This window comes from Natronoglycomyces albus, assembly GCF_016925535.1.
Classification (GTDB): domain Bacteria; phylum Actinomycetota; class Actinomycetes; order Mycobacteriales; family Micromonosporaceae; genus Natronoglycomyces; species Natronoglycomyces albus.
This window is the reverse complement of the sequence record NZ_CP070496.1, coordinates 2,259,864-2,280,219: the sequence shown is the minus strand read 5'-3', so window position 1 is coordinate 2,280,219 and position 20,356 is coordinate 2,259,864. Positions and strand designations below refer to the sequence as shown.

General features: G+C 61.0%; 15 protein-coding genes. 12 read left to right on the top strand and 3 right to left on the bottom strand.

The genetic code is table 11. The features are described from left to right. The 12 genes from JQS30_RS09675 (at window position 1) to JQS30_RS09620 (ending at window position 12,418) form a co-directional block, all read left to right on the top strand. Complete coding sequence (locus tag JQS30_RS09675; RefSeq protein WP_213170084.1) at window positions 1–336, top strand: hypothetical protein; 336 nt, start codon at window positions 1–3, stop codon at window positions 334–336. Window positions 337–409: 73 nt separating this feature from the next. After that, on the top strand, window positions 410–1,996 hold the full coding sequence (locus JQS30_RS09670; protein ID WP_213170083.1) for a hypothetical protein: 1,587 nt from the start codon (window positions 410–412) through the stop codon (window positions 1,994–1,996). 352 nt (window positions 1,997–2,348) lie between these two features. Then, complete coding sequence (locus JQS30_RS09665) at window positions 2,349–2,525, top strand: hypothetical protein (protein WP_213170082.1); 177 nt, start codon at window positions 2,349–2,351, stop codon at window positions 2,523–2,525. A gap of 130 nt (window positions 2,526–2,655) precedes the next feature. Continuing rightward, complete coding sequence (locus JQS30_RS09660) at window positions 2,656–3,936, top strand: YcaO-like family protein (RefSeq protein ID WP_213170081.1); 1,281 nt, start codon at window positions 2,656–2,658, stop codon at window positions 3,934–3,936. Beyond that, window positions 3,915–4,541, top strand: coding sequence for a TOMM precursor leader peptide-binding protein (locus tag JQS30_RS09655; RefSeq protein ID WP_213170080.1), 627 nt, complete (start codon window positions 3,915–3,917; stop codon window positions 4,539–4,541). The genes JQS30_RS09660 and JQS30_RS09655 overlap by 22 nt, the downstream gene beginning before the upstream one ends. Then, window positions 4,538–5,932, top strand: a complete 1,395-nt coding sequence (locus JQS30_RS09650; protein ID WP_213170079.1) for a hypothetical protein — start codon at window positions 4,538–4,540, stop codon at window positions 5,930–5,932. Before JQS30_RS09655 ends, JQS30_RS09650 begins: the two co-directional genes overlap by 4 nt. Continuing rightward, the gene (locus tag JQS30_RS09645; RefSeq protein ID WP_213170078.1) at window positions 5,923–6,384 is read left to right on the top strand and encodes a hypothetical protein; all 462 of its coding nucleotides are present in this window, start codon (window positions 5,923–5,925) and stop codon (window positions 6,382–6,384) included. The genes JQS30_RS09650 and JQS30_RS09645 overlap by 10 nt, the downstream gene beginning before the upstream one ends. Then, window positions 6,381–7,535, top strand: a complete 1,155-nt coding sequence (locus JQS30_RS09640) for a hypothetical protein (RefSeq protein WP_213170077.1) — start codon at window positions 6,381–6,383, stop codon at window positions 7,533–7,535. The genes JQS30_RS09645 and JQS30_RS09640 overlap by 4 nt, the downstream gene beginning before the upstream one ends. Then, the gene (locus tag JQS30_RS09635; protein ID WP_213170076.1) at window positions 7,532–8,956 is read left to right on the top strand and encodes a SagB family peptide dehydrogenase; all 1,425 of its coding nucleotides are present in this window, start codon (window positions 7,532–7,534) and stop codon (window positions 8,954–8,956) included. The genes JQS30_RS09640 and JQS30_RS09635 overlap by 4 nt, the downstream gene beginning before the upstream one ends. Further along, window positions 8,953–9,588: a flavoprotein gene (locus JQS30_RS09630; protein ID WP_213170075.1), complete on the top strand. Its 636-nt coding sequence runs from the start codon at window positions 8,953–8,955 to the stop codon at window positions 9,586–9,588. Before JQS30_RS09635 ends, JQS30_RS09630 begins: the two co-directional genes overlap by 4 nt. Next, window positions 9,585–10,676 (top strand): hypothetical protein, encoded by a 1,092-nt coding sequence (locus tag JQS30_RS09625; RefSeq protein ID WP_213170074.1) that lies wholly within the window; start codon window positions 9,585–9,587, stop codon window positions 10,674–10,676. Before JQS30_RS09630 ends, JQS30_RS09625 begins: the two co-directional genes overlap by 4 nt. Next, window positions 10,673–12,418 (top strand): ABC transporter ATP-binding protein, encoded by a 1,746-nt coding sequence (locus JQS30_RS09620; protein ID WP_213170073.1) that lies wholly within the window; start codon window positions 10,673–10,675, stop codon window positions 12,416–12,418. The genes JQS30_RS09625 and JQS30_RS09620 overlap by 4 nt, the downstream gene beginning before the upstream one ends. Before the next feature lie 296 nt (window positions 12,419–12,714). On the opposite strand, the gene JQS30_RS09615 is transcribed toward JQS30_RS09620, so the two are convergent. From JQS30_RS09615 to JQS30_RS09605, 3 genes are all read right to left on the bottom strand, one after another. Beyond that, window positions 12,715–14,322 (bottom strand): S8 family peptidase, encoded by a 1,608-nt coding sequence (locus tag JQS30_RS09615; protein ID WP_213170072.1) that lies wholly within the window; start codon window positions 14,320–14,322, stop codon window positions 12,715–12,717. 783 nt (window positions 14,323–15,105) lie between these two features. After that, window positions 15,106–17,850 (bottom strand): AAA family ATPase, encoded by a 2,745-nt coding sequence (locus JQS30_RS09610; protein ID WP_213170071.1) that lies wholly within the window; start codon window positions 17,848–17,850, stop codon window positions 15,106–15,108. Between the two features lie 440 nt (window positions 17,851–18,290). Beyond that, window positions 18,291–20,039 (bottom strand): ABC transporter substrate-binding protein, encoded by a 1,749-nt coding sequence (locus JQS30_RS09605; RefSeq protein WP_213170070.1) that lies wholly within the window; start codon window positions 20,037–20,039, stop codon window positions 18,291–18,293. Between the last annotated feature and the right edge of the window lie 317 nt (window positions 20,040–20,356).

Here is a 20,356-nt window from a genome sequence, read left to right as displayed (position 1 = left end):
ATGAGCGGCCTACACCGAGAGCTTGACCCTGCGGCGATTGCCCGTTTTCAAACCTTGCTAGAGGAATCCCAGCAGAAACTTGAAAGTGGCGCGATTTCGTCGTTGAGATCGGGACGGTTGCAGCATGCTCCGGCATTTGGTCTGACCGACCCTGGTGCCGCGCGTGCTGGTGAGTACCGTCAGGCGGCCGAGATTGTCTGGAATGATCTGCAAGGTATGAAGAATACTCTCGGGCGGCTGCGGTCGGGGCTTGACGAGGCGTTGGCTCGCCACAGCGAATCCGAGGCCGCCAATGTCGAAGAACTTCGAACTGCCGATTCCCAACGGGAACGATGAGACACGCTATCGCCCCTAGCAGCTCGTCAGATTTCCAAAGTCTGTACCTGCACGAGACCACCCCAGGATGCCAATGACCGATCATGGACAGAGCCTCTCCTCCACGCACAATGCCCAAGGCTCCGAGGCTGAAGTGGGACCCACATTCTCCGACGTACCACGCTCGGAGAATATGGCGGCCTCGGAGGTGGTTTCGGCTCAAACACCATGCAGTTGTGGGCTGGGCTCGACCCAAGATGAATTTGACTGGCAAGTCCTCATGTCGGCGGTGGTGGATGCTGGTCAATCAGGAAGCCTCCATCCGAATGGGCAGTATCGCCCCACTCCAGATAGCCCGACATTCCTTAAGATGCTCGACGCGGTCCGCCCAGAGGACATCCATGCCTTGTTGCCACTGGCAGCGGAATGGAAAACGTGCGTTGCCGACGACGTCGACTCCATCCGGCGTGACATCGAGGCAGGAATCAAGGAGCTCGGGCTTGGCTATGCGGGGGAGGACTATGACGAACTACAAGACCTCATCCATCAATTGTCAGTTTTTTCCCGCACGATTGCCGACAACGCGCACAGACTGCATGATTCCTTGAGTGAATCTTCGGACATTATCGCCGCACAGCAAGGAGTCTCGGGAGAGGGTGTGCCGTTCCCCATTCCGAACTTTCACATCGACCCGGCTTGGTACCAGGAACTTTCCTCAGGCGCTTCGATTCACGCGCGTGTCCCGTGGCATGAGGGGGAATGTGAGAGGTTCACCCCTGAAGCGGCACTGGCCTGGGCGATCGGTGATGAGGGCGCGGCGAGTCTTTTCGTCAATGAGATGCATATGGCGCTTGAAGAACAGATGATGTTCTACCAGGCCAATGGTGTGGATCTCACTACGGCCGAGGCGCAGGCACGCAAGGATGCCGGAATGTGGTTGCGTGAGTTCATCGATGAGTTGCGCTGGGAGATATATGAGCACCATGTGGCCGTAGGTGATGATCTTCGTCAACGAGTGATCAACACCGAGACTGGTTTGACGCGGCCTGCCTTCAGCATGACGGTAGGGCGGCTTCCGGATATTGCCTATCAGGGAGAGGCTGAAACCTTTCCCGGAATTGTCGCTCCCTCCTATGGCCAAGAGACGGCGGGGCAGGGCGGCCGGCTTCCCAACTACGAATTGGGTGGCTCCGGTCAGATGCTGCCGATGATTCCCAGTGGCGCCAGTGCTGACCTGGATGACTCCGGCCAGTGGGGGAGCTCCATGGGTCTAGTGCCTGGCGCAAGTGCGGCGGGAATGGCTCCAATTTTTCCGCCTACCGCGCCGGTGGGTGAGGATGGTGGTGTTGATTGGCAGCTCCATGGGGGAGAAGGTGACACACAGGGCGGCCTTTATGGCGGCATGTTGATGTCTGGCGGTGGCATGCCCTCCGGCGGTGGCTCTGGCGGCCAAGGAGGCGCAGCGGGAGCCGGTGCCCAGGGCCCATCTGGTGGGGCGATGGTGAATCGGGCTGCACCGCAGGTCCGGGCGATGGCCCCGCCACCGCCTCCGCCACCGAGGTTGGGGCAAACCAGGACGGAGCCCGAAGAGGAGGAGTCTTCCGAAGACGCCTACGACTCGTGGTTGCTGGAGGATGATCCTTGGGGCACGACCGAGAACAGGGAAGACCCATTCCGCTGATCATTCCAGAGTTCTATATGGTCAGGCCACTGTAGACCTGCGGTGCGAGACCTCGCGCGAGTCAACCCCCGCATTGCCAAAGTGATGTTGATCACATTTATGGTAGCGGTGTTATCGGTTGGTTTTGTGAATATTCATGCGGTGAGCTGCGCGTTCATGTCGCCGAAAGCGGGTGCGGCATTTGTCCTGGTGGTAAAGTCTACGCATCTATTATTAGTAATACTTCTTAATAATAGAGCAGACGGGCTGATCCGTGCTTGAGTGTGACCGCACCGCGGAGCACTGGGCCCTGGCCGACTCCGCAACCCGAGCACCTTTGCGGATCGCCCACCCCTATCAGTTTGGAGGGCATATGTCCGCACATGCCATGCACGAAGAACTCGACCTTGATGTCCAAGACGTCTCGAACGGAGACTGGGACGCGCTCGTGGCCGACATATTGGAAAACGCCGGCGACCTGACTCCGCACGACCCCGATGTCTCCACGATCTCCGGATGTTGCGCTTCGAGCGTCCGGTGCGGCTGTTAGAAAAGGCAGTCGTGGTGGGGCCCGGGTCCCAGCTCCGGGCCTCCACCGAAGCCCACGTGGGCCGCCGAGGCCGCCGCTGGGTCCCGCCCAAGCCAATGGCTGCGCCCTCTGGCCCTAATTCGAGGACCTCATGCACACCTTGACTCAATCCGTTCATCCGCTCGGCGTTGTCAGCGACGTGCGATTCAGTCTGGCTGGGCGCGGACTGGATCGGGTACGCATGGCTCACGCTCGCGCGGGCAACACCCATATTGGACACCATGGAGTCACCGAAACGCATGGTCACACCATCCTGAGTGGAACCGGCCGATTGTTGGACGATGCCCAGTTGGCCCGTCACATCGCCATAGCCGAAGCCTATGAGCGTTACGCCGGTTCGTTCCCAACCGCTGAGCTGGTGCGCGCTCGGGCCTCAGATCTACCCGGCAGGGTCTTCGACCATTCGAGGCTGGCTCGTTGCACCACAAGCGAATACGCCCACCCTGATAATCCCTTCGTCCCCTTCGATCCGGCAGCGCAAATCAGGTGGCGGCGTGGCGTGGACCTATACACGAATGAACCGACCTGGCTTCCCGCCGTCCTGACTGGATATGGCATTCATGCCGAACCCAATGAACGCATCTGCTTCCAGATTTCGACCGGGCACGCTGTCCATTCCGACCCCGTTCGGGCGCTCTTGAGCGGGCTCATGGAAGTCATCGAGCGCGACGCCATCGCCTTGACCTGGCTAGAGAAACTACCATTGCCTCCGGTCCACCACAGTGCCTATTCGGCCCATGTGCGATACCTACTCGAAGCCGGACGCCGGCGATTCCTCACCACCCACCTATTCGACGCTACGACCGACATCGGTGTTCCCACAGTCTATGTACTCCAACAGTCCGCACATGACCGCCAAGGACGCAACCTCGTCGGGGCGAGCACCGGGCGCTCACTAGCCGAGGCCGCTGAAAAGGCGCTCATCGAAGTCTTCACCATCCGGCAGCTCCTGCACTCCACCGCACCCGACCAAGTGGACGCCACGTGGAACGACATCATGGACGGCGCTCGGTACATGGCGCAGCCACAGCGAGGCGTGGCATTCGAGTTCCTCACCGACGGCCTAGACCAACGTTTGGTCATCGAACCTGGCCCTGGCCTGCCCGAAGACCCACTAACGGCTCTGCGTCAAATCTTGTCGCGGCTGCGGGAACTTAACATGGCCGCCTATTGCGCCGACCTGACCACGGCGGAACTCCGCCGAGTGGGTCTGTGCGCGGTGGCTGTGATCGTGCCCGATTTGCAGCCGATGTCTCTGCATCCGCGCAGTCAGTTTCGCGCTCATCCGCGGCTAGCCGAAGCGTGTGCTCGCATGGGTTACCCCGCGCTGTCAGAAAAGGAGCAGAACTCATGGCCACAGCCATTCGCCTAGACCGGCTTGCCGTGAGCGCGATCGGCGAGTTCGGGCGCGATGTCGCGCGAGAACTTTGCGACCTCGGAGCGCGAATCGTCCCGGTAGAGGACCCACCCGACCACGCATCGGCCCTCGTCCTGGTCTCCTGGAGACCCGAACCGGGCCATTGCGCCGAATGGAACCGTCGTGCCGCCGCCGCGGGAACCCCATGGCTGCCTGTCATGGTCGAGCACCCACGCCTCATCGTTGGCCCCTGGATTGACCCCACTAACGGCCCTTGCTATTCGTGCTTCGAATTCCGCCGTGATCAGCACGATCCTGGCCGCCAGCTTCGCTTGAGATTGCGCCGCGCATATAGCGCCGATGACACCTTGGGCGTCTACGGACATCTGCCGCACCACGTGAGCTTGGCCGAATCTCTCATACGTATGGCATGCGCGGCGCCGATGCCGGGATCGACGCACCTGCTGGACCTCATGAGCTCGCAGTTGTCGACCTACCAGGTATCGGCACGCCAGGATTGCCCCGACTGTCCAAAATCGAGTGCGTGGGGAGACCCCCGCCTAGCCGAGGCGATCGCGGCGGCGGCGCCCATCGAGACCCCTGTAAAGGAGCCACAATGACGCCGCGCCATCCACTCTTGGCACCTGGCCTCGCCATCGTGGCCGAACCGGGCCTCATCCTGATAGAAGGCGGGCCCCGCCGGGTCCGCATTAGCGGCGCCGCCTCGACAGCTATCCTGGCCTCGCTGCTGCCTCTGTTGGACGGACACTCCTCGCCCGCCCAGTTGGCCAGCCAGCTGGACGTCCCACTTGACCACGTGACAACCCTGCTGGATGCATTGCGGCAGCGAGGCCTACTGGTGACCGGCCCAGGTGAGGCCAGTCCCGACGCGGCCACCGCCTTCGTGGCGCGTCATCTGTCGGTGACAGGCGCCCACGATCACCCCACCGCGGTCGCGCAAGCCCTGAATAAACAAGAGCTCTTCATAGCCGCGCCCAGCGAAATCTTCGCGCGGCTGAGAACCGACGCGATCAAGGCTGGAATGGGACGGGTTTCGGACCTGGGCGAACCACCCGCGACCAGCAACGCCTTGGTGATCGCCTGTGACGTCGCAGAACATCTGCCAGCCGCTTATGCGTTCGCCAGACGAAACAAAATCGACCTCTTGCGGGTCGCTGCTACCGGCCAACTTCACCTGGGGCCCGTCTTCACCGGACCGGCGACCACGTGTCTAGCGTGCTTTCGCCACAGCGGCATAAGCCCTGCCTCGGCGAACCCCCAAGCGGCCCACATCGGCATCATGAGTGCCCTAGCCATCGCCGAGGTTCACGCCATGGCCACAGGGTTCAACCCACCGCGCCCACCCCACCGCCTATGGCAGTGGGACCCCGTCTCCGGCTCCTTTAGCCACCGGGATGTCGTCCCCGACCCCCAATGCCCCACCTGCGACGTGACCCGCAGCGAATCGACCCACTCACAGGCGAACACACTGTCGCAATGGGAATGGCTCAACCGAAACCTATCTCCGTCCACAATCTCGCCCGAGATCAACGATCGCGACCTCGCCACCTCCCCCCGGCTGCCACTGGCCAAATCGGGTCTGCCGCCTGCCCTGATCACCGCAATGGAGACCGCGCGAGCGAGCCCCGCCGTCGATATCTACCTGATGGGCGCGGCCACCTTGCCATACCCGATCTACCGCTACTCACCAACTGAGGCGGCCCTCATCGCTACGCGCGCCGATCTAGTACGCCCGACGACCAAGTGCGGCTCGCTGGCACTGGCTCTGGTGGCCTGTCCAGGACGGCTCCAGACCGCTGACGCTGAGGCGAGCATCCGGCGAGCCTTCCTACACGCCGGAGAGACGGCCGATCGCGTTGCTACAGCGGTGCCGACGGCTCGAATGATCTCAGTGGACGCCGCTGAGCTAGCTCAAGACCTGGAACTGTTTACCGACCGGGAAAAAATTGCCGCCGTGCTGAGCTTCGATGAGGAGATCGAATGCCGTTGAAAGAACGACGAGCGACCTACCACGAGGCCATGGCGCTACCCGAAGGCCACACCACCGCAGGCCACATCCCGGCTCAAACGCCCCCGGGTCACCATCCACTCGCGACCATTTCCGAGTGCGTTGATCAGATCGCTCAGCTAGCTTCTCTGGTGGTCCACGTCGAGCTTTGGAATGGCGATGGCAGCACCACTAGCTGGGAACACGGAAGTTCGCCCATTGAAACACCGCCTATCGAACCCGCAGGACTCCGCATCCGCATCGGTTCAGCGGCCCCGCGCCACTGGTCCGACCTGCGGCACGGCACCGTGGCGGCCGGAATCCTCGCTCACCGCCTGATTAATTCCCTGCGACCACAATTTCCCAGCGTGACCCGCAACGACCGTACTAGGGCCTGGCCCAGCGGGAACGCCATCATTCACCTCACCACAGTTGAGGCAGGGACGCCAACGTGAACATCCGACTCTCCGTAGCCATCATGGCTCACCCCAGCCGCGCTCATCGGGCCCGGGAACTCTCTAAACGGCACCCGGAGCTCAACGCGACGATCATCCTCGATCCGGCACCGGAGGAGACACCCTCAGCCTTGCGTACAGCCTCCCTAGCCTGGGCCGCCGTAACTGAGGAAGCCACACATCACCTCGTGCTGCAAGACGATGCGAAACTGTGCGACGGATTTGCCGAGAAACTCCACACCATCCTCAAACTGTATCCGGCCACCCCACTGTCACTATTCACCGAATGGAGCTCCCTGACAGCCCACCACCTGCGCTTTGCCGCCATGGCCGGGGGCGCCTGGGCCGAAGTGCTCGACGAATACGTGCCATGTGTCGCCCTGGTGATGCCCAGCGGCCTGGCTCGCGACTTCGCCTCCGCCACGGCCGGCCGCGTCAGCGAATGGCATCGCGCCGATGACGTGGCATTGCGGGCCTTCCTCGACGACCGGGCGATAACGCCACTGTGCCGCATCCCCACCCTGGTCGAACACGTTCCCGAAGACAGCCTCACCGGCAACGCGAATCAGGGGCCGCGCCATTCGGTATGCTTCGCCGACGACGTGGTCGACGACATGCCAGCCGAACTGCGCGCCACAGTCGAACAACTCCCCACCTTCTCCCACTTCCTGGCCGACGAATTCGCCTCTCGTCCCTTCTACGCGATTCGGCCACCGGAGGGATGCGACCAACCTTGGAAGATCTGCCTTACTGAAGAGTGGCTAGGAGATCAGGCCCCCCAGGTCACCGCGCTGGCCGAGGCGACACTGCGAGGTTGGAGGCGACGCTATCGGCAACTTCCGGACCTCATCGATCACATGTGGCTGCTGCCCTTCGCCATGGGAATCACGCTGGGGCGCGATTCGGTGCGACTGCAACACCCGGACGGGACCGCCGCCGCCCGGCCGCTGCCAATGACCGAAAAACAATTGCAAAGTGTACTCGAGCACTCCATCGTCCACAGAGCACTCACGACGATCGGTCAAGCAGTACTGTTTCCCGCCATGGCAACTGAAACACTCGATCGACTAGCCCGACCTTTGTTCGAAATGACCACAGAGGCGATCCGGATCGGATACCACTTCGGAGAAAAGAGACCGTGGTGGACATGAGATTGCGTAGAGACCCAGACCTCGCCTTTAGCCCAGACCACACCGGTCGGCTCGTGTGTACATCCGACCGCGCGGGATGCGTCCGCTACCGTGACCGAGACGGACTCTTTCGGAGAACCCTCGAATACCTCGGCGTCCCACGGGCACTCTCCGAGGTTGAAAAAGAGTTGCGAGACCCGGCGCAGCCCCTCGGGCACACCAGATCCACTATCGTGCGGCTCCTGGCCGACGGCTTGGTCGTCACCTTCGTCAACGAGGGTGACACCGAGATCGCCACGGGACGGATGACCACTCGCATCGGACAACTGGTGAAACCACCCACCCACGATTCGCGCCCTCACCTACAACTGTCGCGCTTTACGGCCATCCGTCGCTTGAGACGACATCTCGTCGCGCAAAACCCCGTGACCGGGGGAGTCGTCGAACTACACCAACCCGCGCTAGCGGGACTCCTCGCACAATGGGCCACCCCCGCGCCAGTTCACCACATCTGCGCACCATCGGACATGTCAGCCACCGCAGTCAAAGAGTTGGCACAGATGATGCTGGCCTTGGGAATACTCACCCATAGCAGTGACACCCACCTGTCAGAGGAAAACACGCCCCCACACCAGTTCCACGGATTCGCCACCGCCTGGGCACACAGCCGCAGCCGGGACGGCCTGAGCCTCTACGGTCCCACCCAGCCAGAGTTTTCCCACCCCAACGATGAAGGGCTACCGGGGCCCGACCGCGAGGACAACAAACCCACCGGGCCCGAAACCAAGGCGATCATCGAACTGCCCAAGCCTGACCTCAACAGGCGCGCACTCACCGACCCATCCTTGGCCACACTCATGGAAAGCCGTAAATCACGTCGCTCCTACGGCCAAACCCCCATGACCTTGAGCAACATCGCAGAACTGCTCTATCGCGTCACCGGCGCCCGCAGCGAGGAGGACGGCCAAAACCCAAACAAACGCCCCGTCCCAGCCGCCGGAGGCATACATGAGATCGAGTACTACCTAACCGTTCGCCGCTGCGAAGGCCTCGCACCCGGCATCTACCACTATCGGCCCCACGACCACGCGCTGACTGTCCTCAACACCGACACCGAACACATCGTCGCGCTGATCGACCACTCCTATCGCGCACTGAGAAAAGTTGCAGTGCCGCATATCCTCATCACCCTCACCAGCCGATATCCCGCGCTGGCTACCAAATACGGCGACCTGGCCTATTCGTTGACCCTCAAGAACGCCGGGGTGATCATGCTGGCTTTGCAATTGAGCGCCGAGGCGATGAAGCTCGCCTGCTGTCCGGTCGGCAGTGGAGATGCTGCCGTTTTCGCCGAAGCAACCGGCCGCCAGCCAGTCGACGAACTCCCCATCGGTGAAATCGCCGTAGGGCCCCGAGCTGAGGAGGACGAACTAAGTCCATGATGACCGTGACGTCGACCGACCCCTCGTGGCCCCCGCTAAGCTTTTCGCGCCTTCTCGTGATCGCCACCGGGTCAGTCAGCGCCGCATATCTGCCCGCCGACCTCTCTTGGCTCCGCACGACCTACCCCGACCTGAGCGTTACCGTCATCCTGACGCCCTCGGCGCGCCAGTTCGTCACCCCAACCGCGCTCAGTCTCATCACGGGGCAAGAAATTCACATCGATCAATGGGATGACGACGCAACCACAGCTGTGCATGTCGCGTGGAACAAGTGGGCCCAAGCAATCCTCGTCTATCCCTCCACACTGCACTACCTAGCCAGGTTGGCGCTTGGACTGGCCGATTCCCCCAGTCTGCTGACTATCCACTGCGCCAACGTTCCCGTCATCGTCGCTCCCGCGCTACCTCCAGGAGGATGGCAAAGCACCGTCACCGCAACTCACGTCGCGGCGATCAACGAACGTCCACACTGCCAGGTCATTCCTCCAGTTCCCGTCCGCAGTTGGACTACCGGCGACAACGAAGGCTGGGGATGCGCTCCCTTCGCCGCCGCCCTGGGGCAACTAGAACTTTCCAGCCGAGGTTTGCCTTCGACGGCCGCACCAACCGACGCAAGGGAGAACGATCAATGAAGATCCTGTTCCTAGCCCGCGGACACGGCTTCGGACACGCCGCCCGCGACCGACGCATCATCGCCGCGATGCGCCGACTTCGACCAGACCTCCACATCGACATCATGGCCTCGGGCAGCGCCTCCGAATACTTCCAGTTGTATGGAGAGACGTTCACCGACATGGGCATTGGCGACCACGAAGACATGACCCCCGCCGCCGGACGCCACCTATGGAAGCTACTTGAGCAACGGGAACGCCCCGATCTGGTCATCACAGACGAAGTCATATGGGCGCTCCCCTTCTGCGTCAAAGAATGGAAACGACGAGCCATCTTGCTCACCGACTGGATGTTCTCCGAAATGGGCCAACCAGAGAACGACTCTCTGCTCAACTATGCCGGGGAAATCATCATGCTCGACTTCAGGCGAGCCCACCCAGGACCCTTCGACACCACGACACCTATCAACTATTTCGGACCCGTCGTCAGCGACTTCGCCATCAGCCGATCTCAAGCCCGCACTCAACTGAGCCTGGACACCCGCCAATTCGCCGCCACAGTCACCGTCGGAGGCTACGCCGCAGCGCTGGACAATCAACTCATCGCCTCCGCGGCTGTCGACACCTGGCTTGAAAAAACGCCACGCGGCCATCACCTTTTCGTCTTGGGAGAAAAATTCCGAGACGTGCCCTACCACCGTCGCGACGACATCACCTGGGTCGGTATCACCGGCACACCCGAAACCTACTACGCGGCCTCCGACGTCGTCCTCGCCAACGCCAACGGAACCGTCACCTGCGACCTCGTTTGGAACCGCATCCCGGTCCTGGGCATGACATCAAACCGAACCACCTACCCCGAATCGTTCACTCGGCGCATCGAAGCCCTAGCGGTCAACCGGCTCATCGGATACGCAGATCCCGAAGACGGACCTAGTCAAATATGGAAGCAGTTGGAGACCGCGATTCGACGCATCGTCCAAAACCCCAGCAGCCTGGACATGGCCGACCTTGAATGGGCCAGTGGAGAAACGGTCGCGACGCACCTGCTGCGCCGAGCCGACTACATGGCGGCCAAAGCGGCCCCAGAAAGCGAAGCCAGCGGATGAGCGCACGCTTGGAGGAGACTCCCGCCAAACTACGGCAACTGTGGTTTTACGCCCGCGAACACAAGAGGCTCCTGGTCGCCGGGAGTATACTGTCGCTAGCCGGTGGAACGATCGCACTGTCGCAACCGCTGATCGCTGCCGCCTTGATCGAGTCGCTCCAAGACGGAGCCGTCTCAACCGTCGCTCTGGCATGGCTGGCCGCCGTCTTGATCGCAGGAGCCGTTATCTCAGCGGCAGGCTACTACCTCATTGACCGCGCCGGGCAAAATCTCGTGCGAGGCGTGCGACAACGCCTCCTGACGACTTTGTCCGGCCTGCGAGTGCCAGCAGCGGACACCCTCAAACCCGGCGACGTGGTCTCACGCCTGACAGCCGACACCACCCTCCTGCGCACCGTAGCCACCGCCGCGATATCCAACCTGGTGACCCATGGACTCTTGTTGGCAGTCGGTCTGGGACTGCTCGCCTGGTTCAACTGGCGACTATTCGTCATAACCGCGGCGATGGTCGGGTTCGTCGCGCTCATGATGAAACTGGTCCTCCCTCGCGTCGGCGCGGCCTTCGAACAATCACAGGCAGCCCTGGGGGACTTGGGCGCGGCCGTGGAACGAATGCTGTCGAACCTGCGCACGATCAAAGCCAACGGAGCCGAGCCAATGGAGCGGCAACGCTTCAGCGACATCAATGCGCGAACGTGGCGATTCGGGGTACGGGCGGTAGCCTGGCAAGCCTCGACGACCGTGCTGACATGGGCCCCACTAAATCTGGCCTACCTGGCAGTTCTCGCCCTCGGTGGGGCGCAGGTCGCCACCGGGGCGATGCGCATAGGGGAACTGATCGGATTCATGCTGTTGCTGGTCTATCTAATGCACCCGATCGACATGCTGACCAGCGCGGCAACCCAGCTCCAGACCGGACTAGCGGCCATGCGGCGAATCGAGGCGACTCACTCCCTGCCCGTGGAACAGTTTGAAGCTCCCTCCACGACGCTCCCCACCAGCAGCCGGGCCGCCACGGTGGAGCTACGCGATGTCTGGTTCGCATACGATTCGAACCTCCCCGCCGTGCACAAAGGAGTCTCATTTAGCTGTACGGGTCCAGGCCTGACGGCGCTAGTGGGCCCTTCGGGCTCAGGCAAGACGACGGTCTTTTCACTGATCGAGCGCTTTTACTCCCCGGATCGGGGCACCGTTCGAATTGATGGGGTGGACGTGGCACAGTGGCCGCTAGCGGGACTGCGCGGCACTATCGGCTACGTGGAACAAGACGCGCCGGTGTTGGCCGGAAGCTTGCGCGACAACCTACTTCTTGGGGCACCACACGCTTCGGCGGAGGAATTGTGGCGAGCCTTGGAAGAAGCACGCCTGGGGGAAATGGTCGCCAACCTGCCTGAGGGTGTGGACACCCAAGTCGGACACAGAGGAGTGGCGTTGTCGGGCGGGGAACGACAGAGGGTCGCCATTGCCAGGGCACTGCTGCGCTCACCACGGTTGCTGCTATTGGACGAGGTGACATCTCAGCTGGACGCGACCAATGAAGGCAAACTGCGTGAGGTCATCCAGTCGGTGGCGAAGACTACCACGGTCATTGCCATCGCCCATCGATTGTCCACAGTCGTGGCAGCCAAACAGATCGTGGTGATGGACGCGGGAGAAATACAGGCCGTTGGTACTCACGCAGAACTCATGCGAAGCGTTCCGATGTATGCCGACCTAGCGGCCTCCCAGCTGGTGACGGCCTGAAGGCAGCGGCCTCCTCGCCATCTACCACCGACTTCGCATTCGGCTCCGCACAGCCTTGGTGCGCCGCGAAGTCGCTGCGGGGCCAGGATCTAAGCCTGATGAGGTCATGTCAAAAGTCGAACGGAACCTCAGCGAGAGCACCTAGGGACGCAACAGACACGCGGACTCGTTCGTCGCAGCATTCGAGGACTTTACGCCAGGTAAGTTCGCCTAGCAATGAGTTCGGGCAGTGCCTATAGGCACTGCCCGAACCGAAGGGTTTAGGGGTCAATCTCGTTAAAGCCCAGGGTGTGGCCTTAAGGAGTGGAGAACCCCAGGGTGTATGCCCCAGACCCGCCATTCGTGGCCGCTACAACGTAGCTGTAGTGCCCGGCAGGCCCCTGATAGGTGAGGCTGTCTTCACCGGAAGCGACGATGGTCCAGCTAGAACCATTCCAGTACTCCAGGTAAAGCCGGAAGCCACCATTGGCGGTTTCCAAGCATGCCTCGTGCGTACCGGCGCTGGCGTAGAAGTAGCCTTGGCTGCCGGGCAGGAAGTGCCAGTTACCGGCCTGGAGTGAACCGGACTCGGTGTGCTGGTAGCCGTCACAGCCCTCGACGGGCGGAGTGTCGCCATTGTCGTTGTCATCGTCGCCGTTCAGCAGGAACTGCGAGTTCAGCAACAGGTTCGGCGACCCTTGTCCAATGTTCGACAGGGCTCCGGAGACCGCGTTGCTCAGCAGCGCGTTTTCGACCTGAGCCGGGCTGGCGTTCGGGTTCTCACCGAGGTACAGGGCCGCGACTCCCGCAACGTGCGGGGCTGCCATGGATGTACCGGTGAAGCTCACGACGCCAGTGTTGTTCTGGTGAGTGGCCGACAAGATGTCGGTTCCGGGGCCGAAGATATCCACGCACGGGCCGAAGTTACTCGGTCCGGGGTGGCTGATGTGGCGAGAGTCGTTGGAGTTGCTATTACCGACCGTGATGACGTTTTCGAATCGAGCCGGGCTGTAGTTGCAGGCATTTGCGCCATCGTTACCGGCGGCGGCCACGTAGGTCACGCCAGCGTTGATGGAAGCGTTGATGGCTGCTTCGTAAGCCTGGTCGCCGCTGCTTGAGTTACCACCCAAACTCATGTTGACGATGGACGGTCCTGAGGCGTTGTCGGTGACCCAGTCGATGGCGGCGATGATGCCGTCCAGCGATCCGCGGCCGTTGCAAGCGAGAACCTTCAGTGAGACGACGTCGGCGGATTTCGCCACGCCGTACTGCGCACCGGCTACCGAACCAGCCACGTGGGTGCCGTGTCCTTGACAGTCGCCGTTGTCTACCCCATCGCCGGTGAAGTTCGGGCCGGTGGATGCACGGGAGCCAAACTCTTGGTGAGTCGTGCGGATTCCGGTGTCCATGACATAGACCGTCACTCCCGAACCACCTGATGAGGGATAGGTGTATTCATCGTCGAGTGGAAGCGATTGTTGGTCGATGCGGTCCAGCCCCCAGTTGGGTGGGTTGGACTGGGTGGTGGTGTCGGCTTCTACTTCGTAGACGGCTTCTACGAAGTCCACCTCTGGCAGCGCGGCGACCTTCTCGGCTTCTGCGGCGTTCATTTCCACCGAGAAGCCTTGCAGAGCGTTGCTGTAGATGTGGTTGATCGTGCCGTCGTATTTGCCGGCGATCAGTTCGGCGGTACCGGTGATGTTTTCTTCGGACGTTCCCGGGGTGTCGTTGAGAACCACCATGAATTGGTTGTCGATGACGTCGGGGTTATCGGTTCCGAAAATCTCAGCGGTTTGAGCACTGGCGGGACTAGAAACCGATAGCGCTAGGGCGCTGGTGGTCGCTAGTGCCGCCGCAGCGGCGAGACTCCGAGAGATATATCGTGGCCGATGTTTGTGGGATGTCGCCGTCCCAGAATGTGACATGAAGGGGTCCTTTCCACGAACAGGTGGCTGCCCCCAGCGGCAGCCACCTGGGGAATAGATATTCCTCGTACGGACGCATATCCGCCAGGGTTTCGGATTGTGCCCGTCTAATCGAAATCTTAGGAGTGTCAATTAACCCCGAGTAGAGGGAAAACCCTTGTATTACAGGGGGTTACCCAGCGCGGCTTTTGGGTAGCTTTGTGTATTCACTGAATTGTTTCTACTTGACAAATTGGAAGCAATAGTATTTGCAGGTCAAGTTAGGAATTTTGGCCTTGATGGGCCTGAAGAATGTGGGTAGCTTCGACGCGGTGGTGGACTTCGAAAAGCGTGATGGGAAGAAAAATTTCGTGCGCGTCGCCCCGGGGCTATGAGGGTCCTATTTCATCCGCGTATTAGCCGAACACTGTTAGTGACCAAACATGGCTGAATTCGGTTAATTCACATAAAATTGACAAAAGCCTTGAGTATCCCTTTTTGCCGCACGTGATGACCTGTTCATGTCGGCATGGTCGGAAAATATCGGTCGAGCCGCAGAAAACACAGTTTGAACGAACTACGAGGCTTATGCAAAAGGCACCTTCTTCGTTCTCGTCGGCTCGTTTACCTGCGAAAACTTGGCCTCCTGCGGCCTTGAATCCGCCCTTTTGCATAAGCCTCGTAGATGCACACGACGGTGGCCATTTGGGGAAATCCGAATTCGAGGCAGGCATGGCGGGGAGTGCTCACGTCTGGTCGTTCGCAATCGGATACGACGCCTTGCTGGTGGGCCTGGCCGGGGTATTACTGCTCGGAGCTCTCACTGTGGCGCCCCATGTATTCCACAAGCTGAGTGCGTGAGCGGATGCCGACCTTGCGATAGACCCGTGTCAAGGTGCTCTCGACCGTCTTCACGCTCAAATACAGCTGCGCTGCGGCCTCCCGATTGGAGGCGCCCTCGGCGACCAGCTTCGCCAGCCGTTGCTCGGCGTGGGTGAGGGACAATTTGGACTCGGTGTTGCGGGGGCCTTGGCTCAGCCGAGTCTGTTCGGATTCGACAATGCCAAGCCAGCCGTACGCCTCGTGGTCGCGAAACAGCTGTGCGGCCTCCGCTATATAGTCCCGGGCCGCCTTCTGCCTGCGTCGCCGCCGCTCAAGTCGTCCCTGGGTGAGAATCACCCTCCCGATCTCCAATGGCAGCCGCAGGCCCTCAAACGCTTCGCGGGCTTTGAGGAGCATCGCAGCTGCCGCGTCGGTGTCTCCACGTGCGGTGAGGCAAGCTGATTCTGCCCGGTCTAGGCTCGCCAGCACGAACGGTAGCTCAAGTTGGGTGGCCAACGAGCGAAGATCGATGAGCAGCCCCTCGGCCTCGGCGACCCGTCCTGTCATTGCCAGCGCCTCCACTAGGTCTGAATGCCAGCGGGCCAGTGAAGGATCTATGATTCCGGCGGTGGTCAGCAAAGTGCGACCCTCGGAGAGCGCACTGACAGCGGCGTGGGCGTCCCCGGAGATGAGCTGGAATTGACCAATGCTGGTCAGGGAGTGAGCGATGTGGAGGAGGTCGTTTTCCTCCCGACTGGCATCCAGCGCGTTGCGGGCCAACGCCTTGCCTTCGTCCATGGAGACGGCAGCGGCATAGACCGCCGATGCCGCGATCCATAGTGGTCCGGGCGAATGGTCGGTGGTCTCGTTGCGTTCCATTGCCCTTTTGATGTAGCGCAAAGCTTTTGCGCAGTTGCCAGCCCGGATCTCGGTGGTGGCGAGCATGTGCCAGATCCCCACCTGGTCACGTAGGTCGCCGCGCTTACTGACTTGGGGGAGCAATTCGAGGTTGAGTTCGCGTGATTCGTCTACTTTGTAGTCGAGGAGGGCGAAGATGGCTTTCATTTGTGGCGCGGAAGTGCGGATTTCGCCGTTGTAGTTCGTTGGGGTGGCGGCCAGTGCTTCCTCGAGAATGGCTCGGCAGCTCAGGTCACCGACGCTGCGGGTGAGCACCGCTTGGTAGGTGAGGGCTACGGAGTAAAGTTCTTGGTCGACTCCGTGGGCGAGATTCGCGGCCTCTTTGGTGTATTCGATGGCACGATGTGGGTCGGCCATGCTGACGTTGGCGCGCCAAGCCTGCCACATCTTGTATTCGGCCAGCAGCGCTGGTTCGGTGGCGGCGAGCGCTTCGGCTTCGGCGAAGACCTCGTCGAGGTCGGCCAGAGCCTGTCCGGCTGCCTGCATGAGTGCGAAATGCGCGCGAACCCGGTCCGCGGGGCTGGTGGCCAGCCGCAGCACTCCGGAGGCGGCACGACGGACCAGATCGGTATGGCTGGTCATCTCGGCGTGTTGAGTGGCGAGGACGAGCCTTTCGATGGCCTTGTCGGGTTGATCGGCTGGGGTGCGTTCAGCCGAGAGGAGGAGCAGCTCGGCGGCGAGTTTGCGGTACCCGCGCTCGACAGCTTGCCCCGAGGCCTCTCCTAGCGCGCGGGCGAGCTCGGCACTGGTGTCAACATTGGCGAGAGCTTGGTGTTTGAGGGAGAAGATGACGTCGTTCTCCGCATCGGCGAGGGCCCGGTGGGCGGCGATGACATCATCGTGGCCGGCCTGGTCGCGGACTCCGTCGGCGAAGATCTCGGCACAGAAGGTGATGATGCCGTCGGCGTCGATTGACACGATGTCGCGGGCCCGATCGAGGTGGGCCGCGCATTCGGTGTCTCCGGCCCGGCGGAGAAGAGTGGTAGTGGGGTGGTCGGAGAGGGCAACGAGCAAGAGTGTCTTACGGACCTCACGGGGCAGTTCGTCGATAGTGCGGCTAGTTGCCATGCGGCTTTCGGCCGTCTCCTGCGGTGCTTGCAGAAAGTCTGACGGTTCGCGCCATCCGGTCAGGGACGATGCTGCCAGCTCCGCAAGGTAGGGGTTGCCGCCACTGGCATGGTGGATGCGCCCCGAGAGGCGGCTGGGAATGCCGTGGCTTTGGATGAGTTTGTTGACTTCAGTGATGTCCCATGGCGGTACGCCGAAACTAGTGAGATCAAAAGTGCGATGGAGATCCTCTATGGAGTCGGGCGGAACGACGAGTATCGCGTGGACACGTTCATTCGGTAGGCGACGCAAGAGGTAGGAGATGACATCTATGGTGGAATTGTCTAGCCACTGCGCGTCGTCGATGAAAAGCAGCAACGGCTGTTTCATTGCCATGGTGGCGATCAATTCGGTGACTGCAATTCGCACTGCGCAGGGATTGTGCTCCGTCGGAGGTGCGAGCGACTCCATCAAGTTTTCTATTGTGGCGCGTTTCGTTGATTCGACCGCCGCAATATCGGATTCGGTGACCGAGCTCAGGAGTTCAATGAGCGTAGAGTTATCCTGACTGGCTGTGATGGGTGTGGCGCGAGCGGAGAGCACTCGAAGGTGCGTGAGATTTTCGAGAAGTTGGTTGGCGAGGGTGGTCTTGCCCATCCCTGTAGGGCCGTGAAGGATGATCCGGCTGTTGCTTTCCAGTTCCCTTTGCAGGTCCTGGAGAACGGCTACACGGACTATAGGCGCAGATTGCACCGTTGCCATATGCGCCTCCCTTACCGCGCTTTCCCCCGCGACGAAACCATAACCTATGGGCTAGGACTGAGCAAGCGGGGTAGCTGGCGTTCTGTCGCTGTGACAATGAGGTAAGCAGGTTGCTACTTCACCCAATGTCAGTTTTGGAATTTGACGCTCGAATGTCCTGACTTTCAACCAGTTTTGCTCGTCGGGTGCACCTCGATTCCGCACGAAATAAATTAAAGAGTGTTATCGATGTCCAGCTGCTTCCTATGTTACTTCTGATCTGTTGCGGACAACGAATAATGTCACACCGTCCTTGTGTGGTTAGCGGGAGACTCGTTCGATGTCCAGTGAGGGAGACACTATGAGGAGGAATGCGGGCGTCAGCGGGGATGCCACAGGCCCACGCTTGTGGGGTGGGTGGCGGCCGCGTTCGACCGAGGGCCCAAACCGAACTGTTGGACCTATTGGGCGACGAATCCCCATTCCGCGACGTTGTAGGTGGCTCGAGTGGGGGTGGCCCAGTTGTCCCTGACGTTGACGAGGTCCTCGGAGACGATGATCAAAGCCGGGTTATGGATCAACGGCAGTACGTAGGCTTCCTCGGTGAGGATTGCGACGGCCTCGTTGGCGTACGCTGCGGCTTCGTCCATATCGAGGGTTTGCTGGATGCGGTCAATCGTCGCGTCCAGGTCGTCGTTGTGAAGTTTACCGAAGTTCGACGCCGAGGCGGAGTGCCATTGTTGGTTGGGAACTGCGGCGAATAGGGGGTTTGCGGTCCAACCAAACTGGGCTAGGTCGAATTCGCCTTCTCCCAACATACTGGTGAGGTCAGCGGAGTTAAACGGGTCGATGTTCATGTCGATGCCGATGTTTTCCAGGTCGAACTGCACGAGCTCGGCCTTTGTCTGCGCGGCCACGTTGTCGGCGATAACGCGGTAGTCCAGCCGCACGTGGTCGCCCTCGGCGCTGAGCAGGTTGTCGTCCTCGTCCCAGGTGTATCCTGCTGTGTCTAGGATCTGTCGCGCGGCCTCTATGTCTCCGGTTCCTTGTGTGGTCTGGGAGATGTGGTCGACGAAATATTGGTCGTCGGGGCCAAACAAGTGGTTGAGCTTCTGGTCAAGTTCGTCGGTGGCGTTGCCGTAGACGCGCTCGTTGAGGCGTTTGACGTCAATGGCGGTGAAGACCGCCCGTCGTAGCTCGACGTCGCTGAGGAACTCGCCTTGTGTGTTGAGCGTGATGTGTTCCCATGCGGCTCCGGGCGCAACATTGTGGCGCATCTCCTCAGCGCCACGGAGCTGGTCGATAATGTTGGGGTCGAATCGACGGGGGGCGGTGCCATGCACTGCCTCTTGGCGCATTTCGGTGAAGATCGCGTCGGTGTCGTTGAACGCCTGGAAGGTAAGCGTGTCCAGCGTGCGATCAGTGTCGCCCGCCCAGTCCTGGTTGGGTTCGTAGATGGCGTAGTCGCCGACCTCGGCTCTGATCATGCGGTATGGGCCGGCCGACCATTCGAGCGGGGGAGTCTCGGCGAAGTAGTCGACGGAGGCGGCCATCACCTCAGGGTTGGTCTGCCAGTCGGTGAACCCGTTGGCTTCGGCGATGTGGGCCGGGTGCAAAATGACATTGGTGTAGCGCCACTCGGGGTTGGTATATCCCTCGCGGAACGTGATGACGAAGCTGTTTTCTTTCTCTTCCTCGATGGATTCCACGTTGGCGCCGTAGACGGTTGAGGGTGGAGTACACGCTTCGCACTTTGTGGGGTCTCCCGAATACGCGTACCAAAACCAGATGAAGTCGTCATACCCGATGCTTGTGCCGTCTCCCCAGTTGGCATCAGGGTTGAGCTGGTAGCGCACCTGCATGGGATCTTCATTGATGAGCTCGGGTTCGGCGTCCCAGGTGGCGGTGTCTAGGTCATCAGATCCGTCGGGAAGAACATCGATATGCCCGGGGGATACGGGTTCGATCACGGTCAGCTGAGACAGCGAGAACGTCTCGGCTTTGGCGTTGGTCCAGCCGTTCCATCCCGAGTCCAGTGCCCAGACCAGGTCACCGCCATCGATTCGTTCGCCGGAGTTGCATTCCAAGGGGTTGTCGTCGCAGTCTTCGAACCCCACGCCGGACGTACCGTCTCCCTCGCTGCTGCAGGCGGAGAGCACGAGAAGTACTGACGCGGCGGAGGAGAGAGCGATCTTGGCGGTTCGGCGCATGGGGCGGTCCTCCGATATTTGAGACGGCACGCCAACACTAAGTTTGACTGCGATCTTCTGGGGGGTCTGTCTATTTTGTCTCCTGGGGTGAGTCTTTCAGAGCTCGATGAGGTTCGATATGGGGCATTGGCGACTGATGCTGACTTGTGATGGACCCGTGATCGACCGGCTGGCCCGAAATCATCACCGATCCCCTGGGAAAAAACCGATGTAGCAGGTGAAATATGACACGAGGAGGGGCCGGGTTCGATGAAAAACACGAACCTGGCCCCTCGCAATGTCACGGCGCTGACTCTCCCTTTGTCACCTTTTGGTTA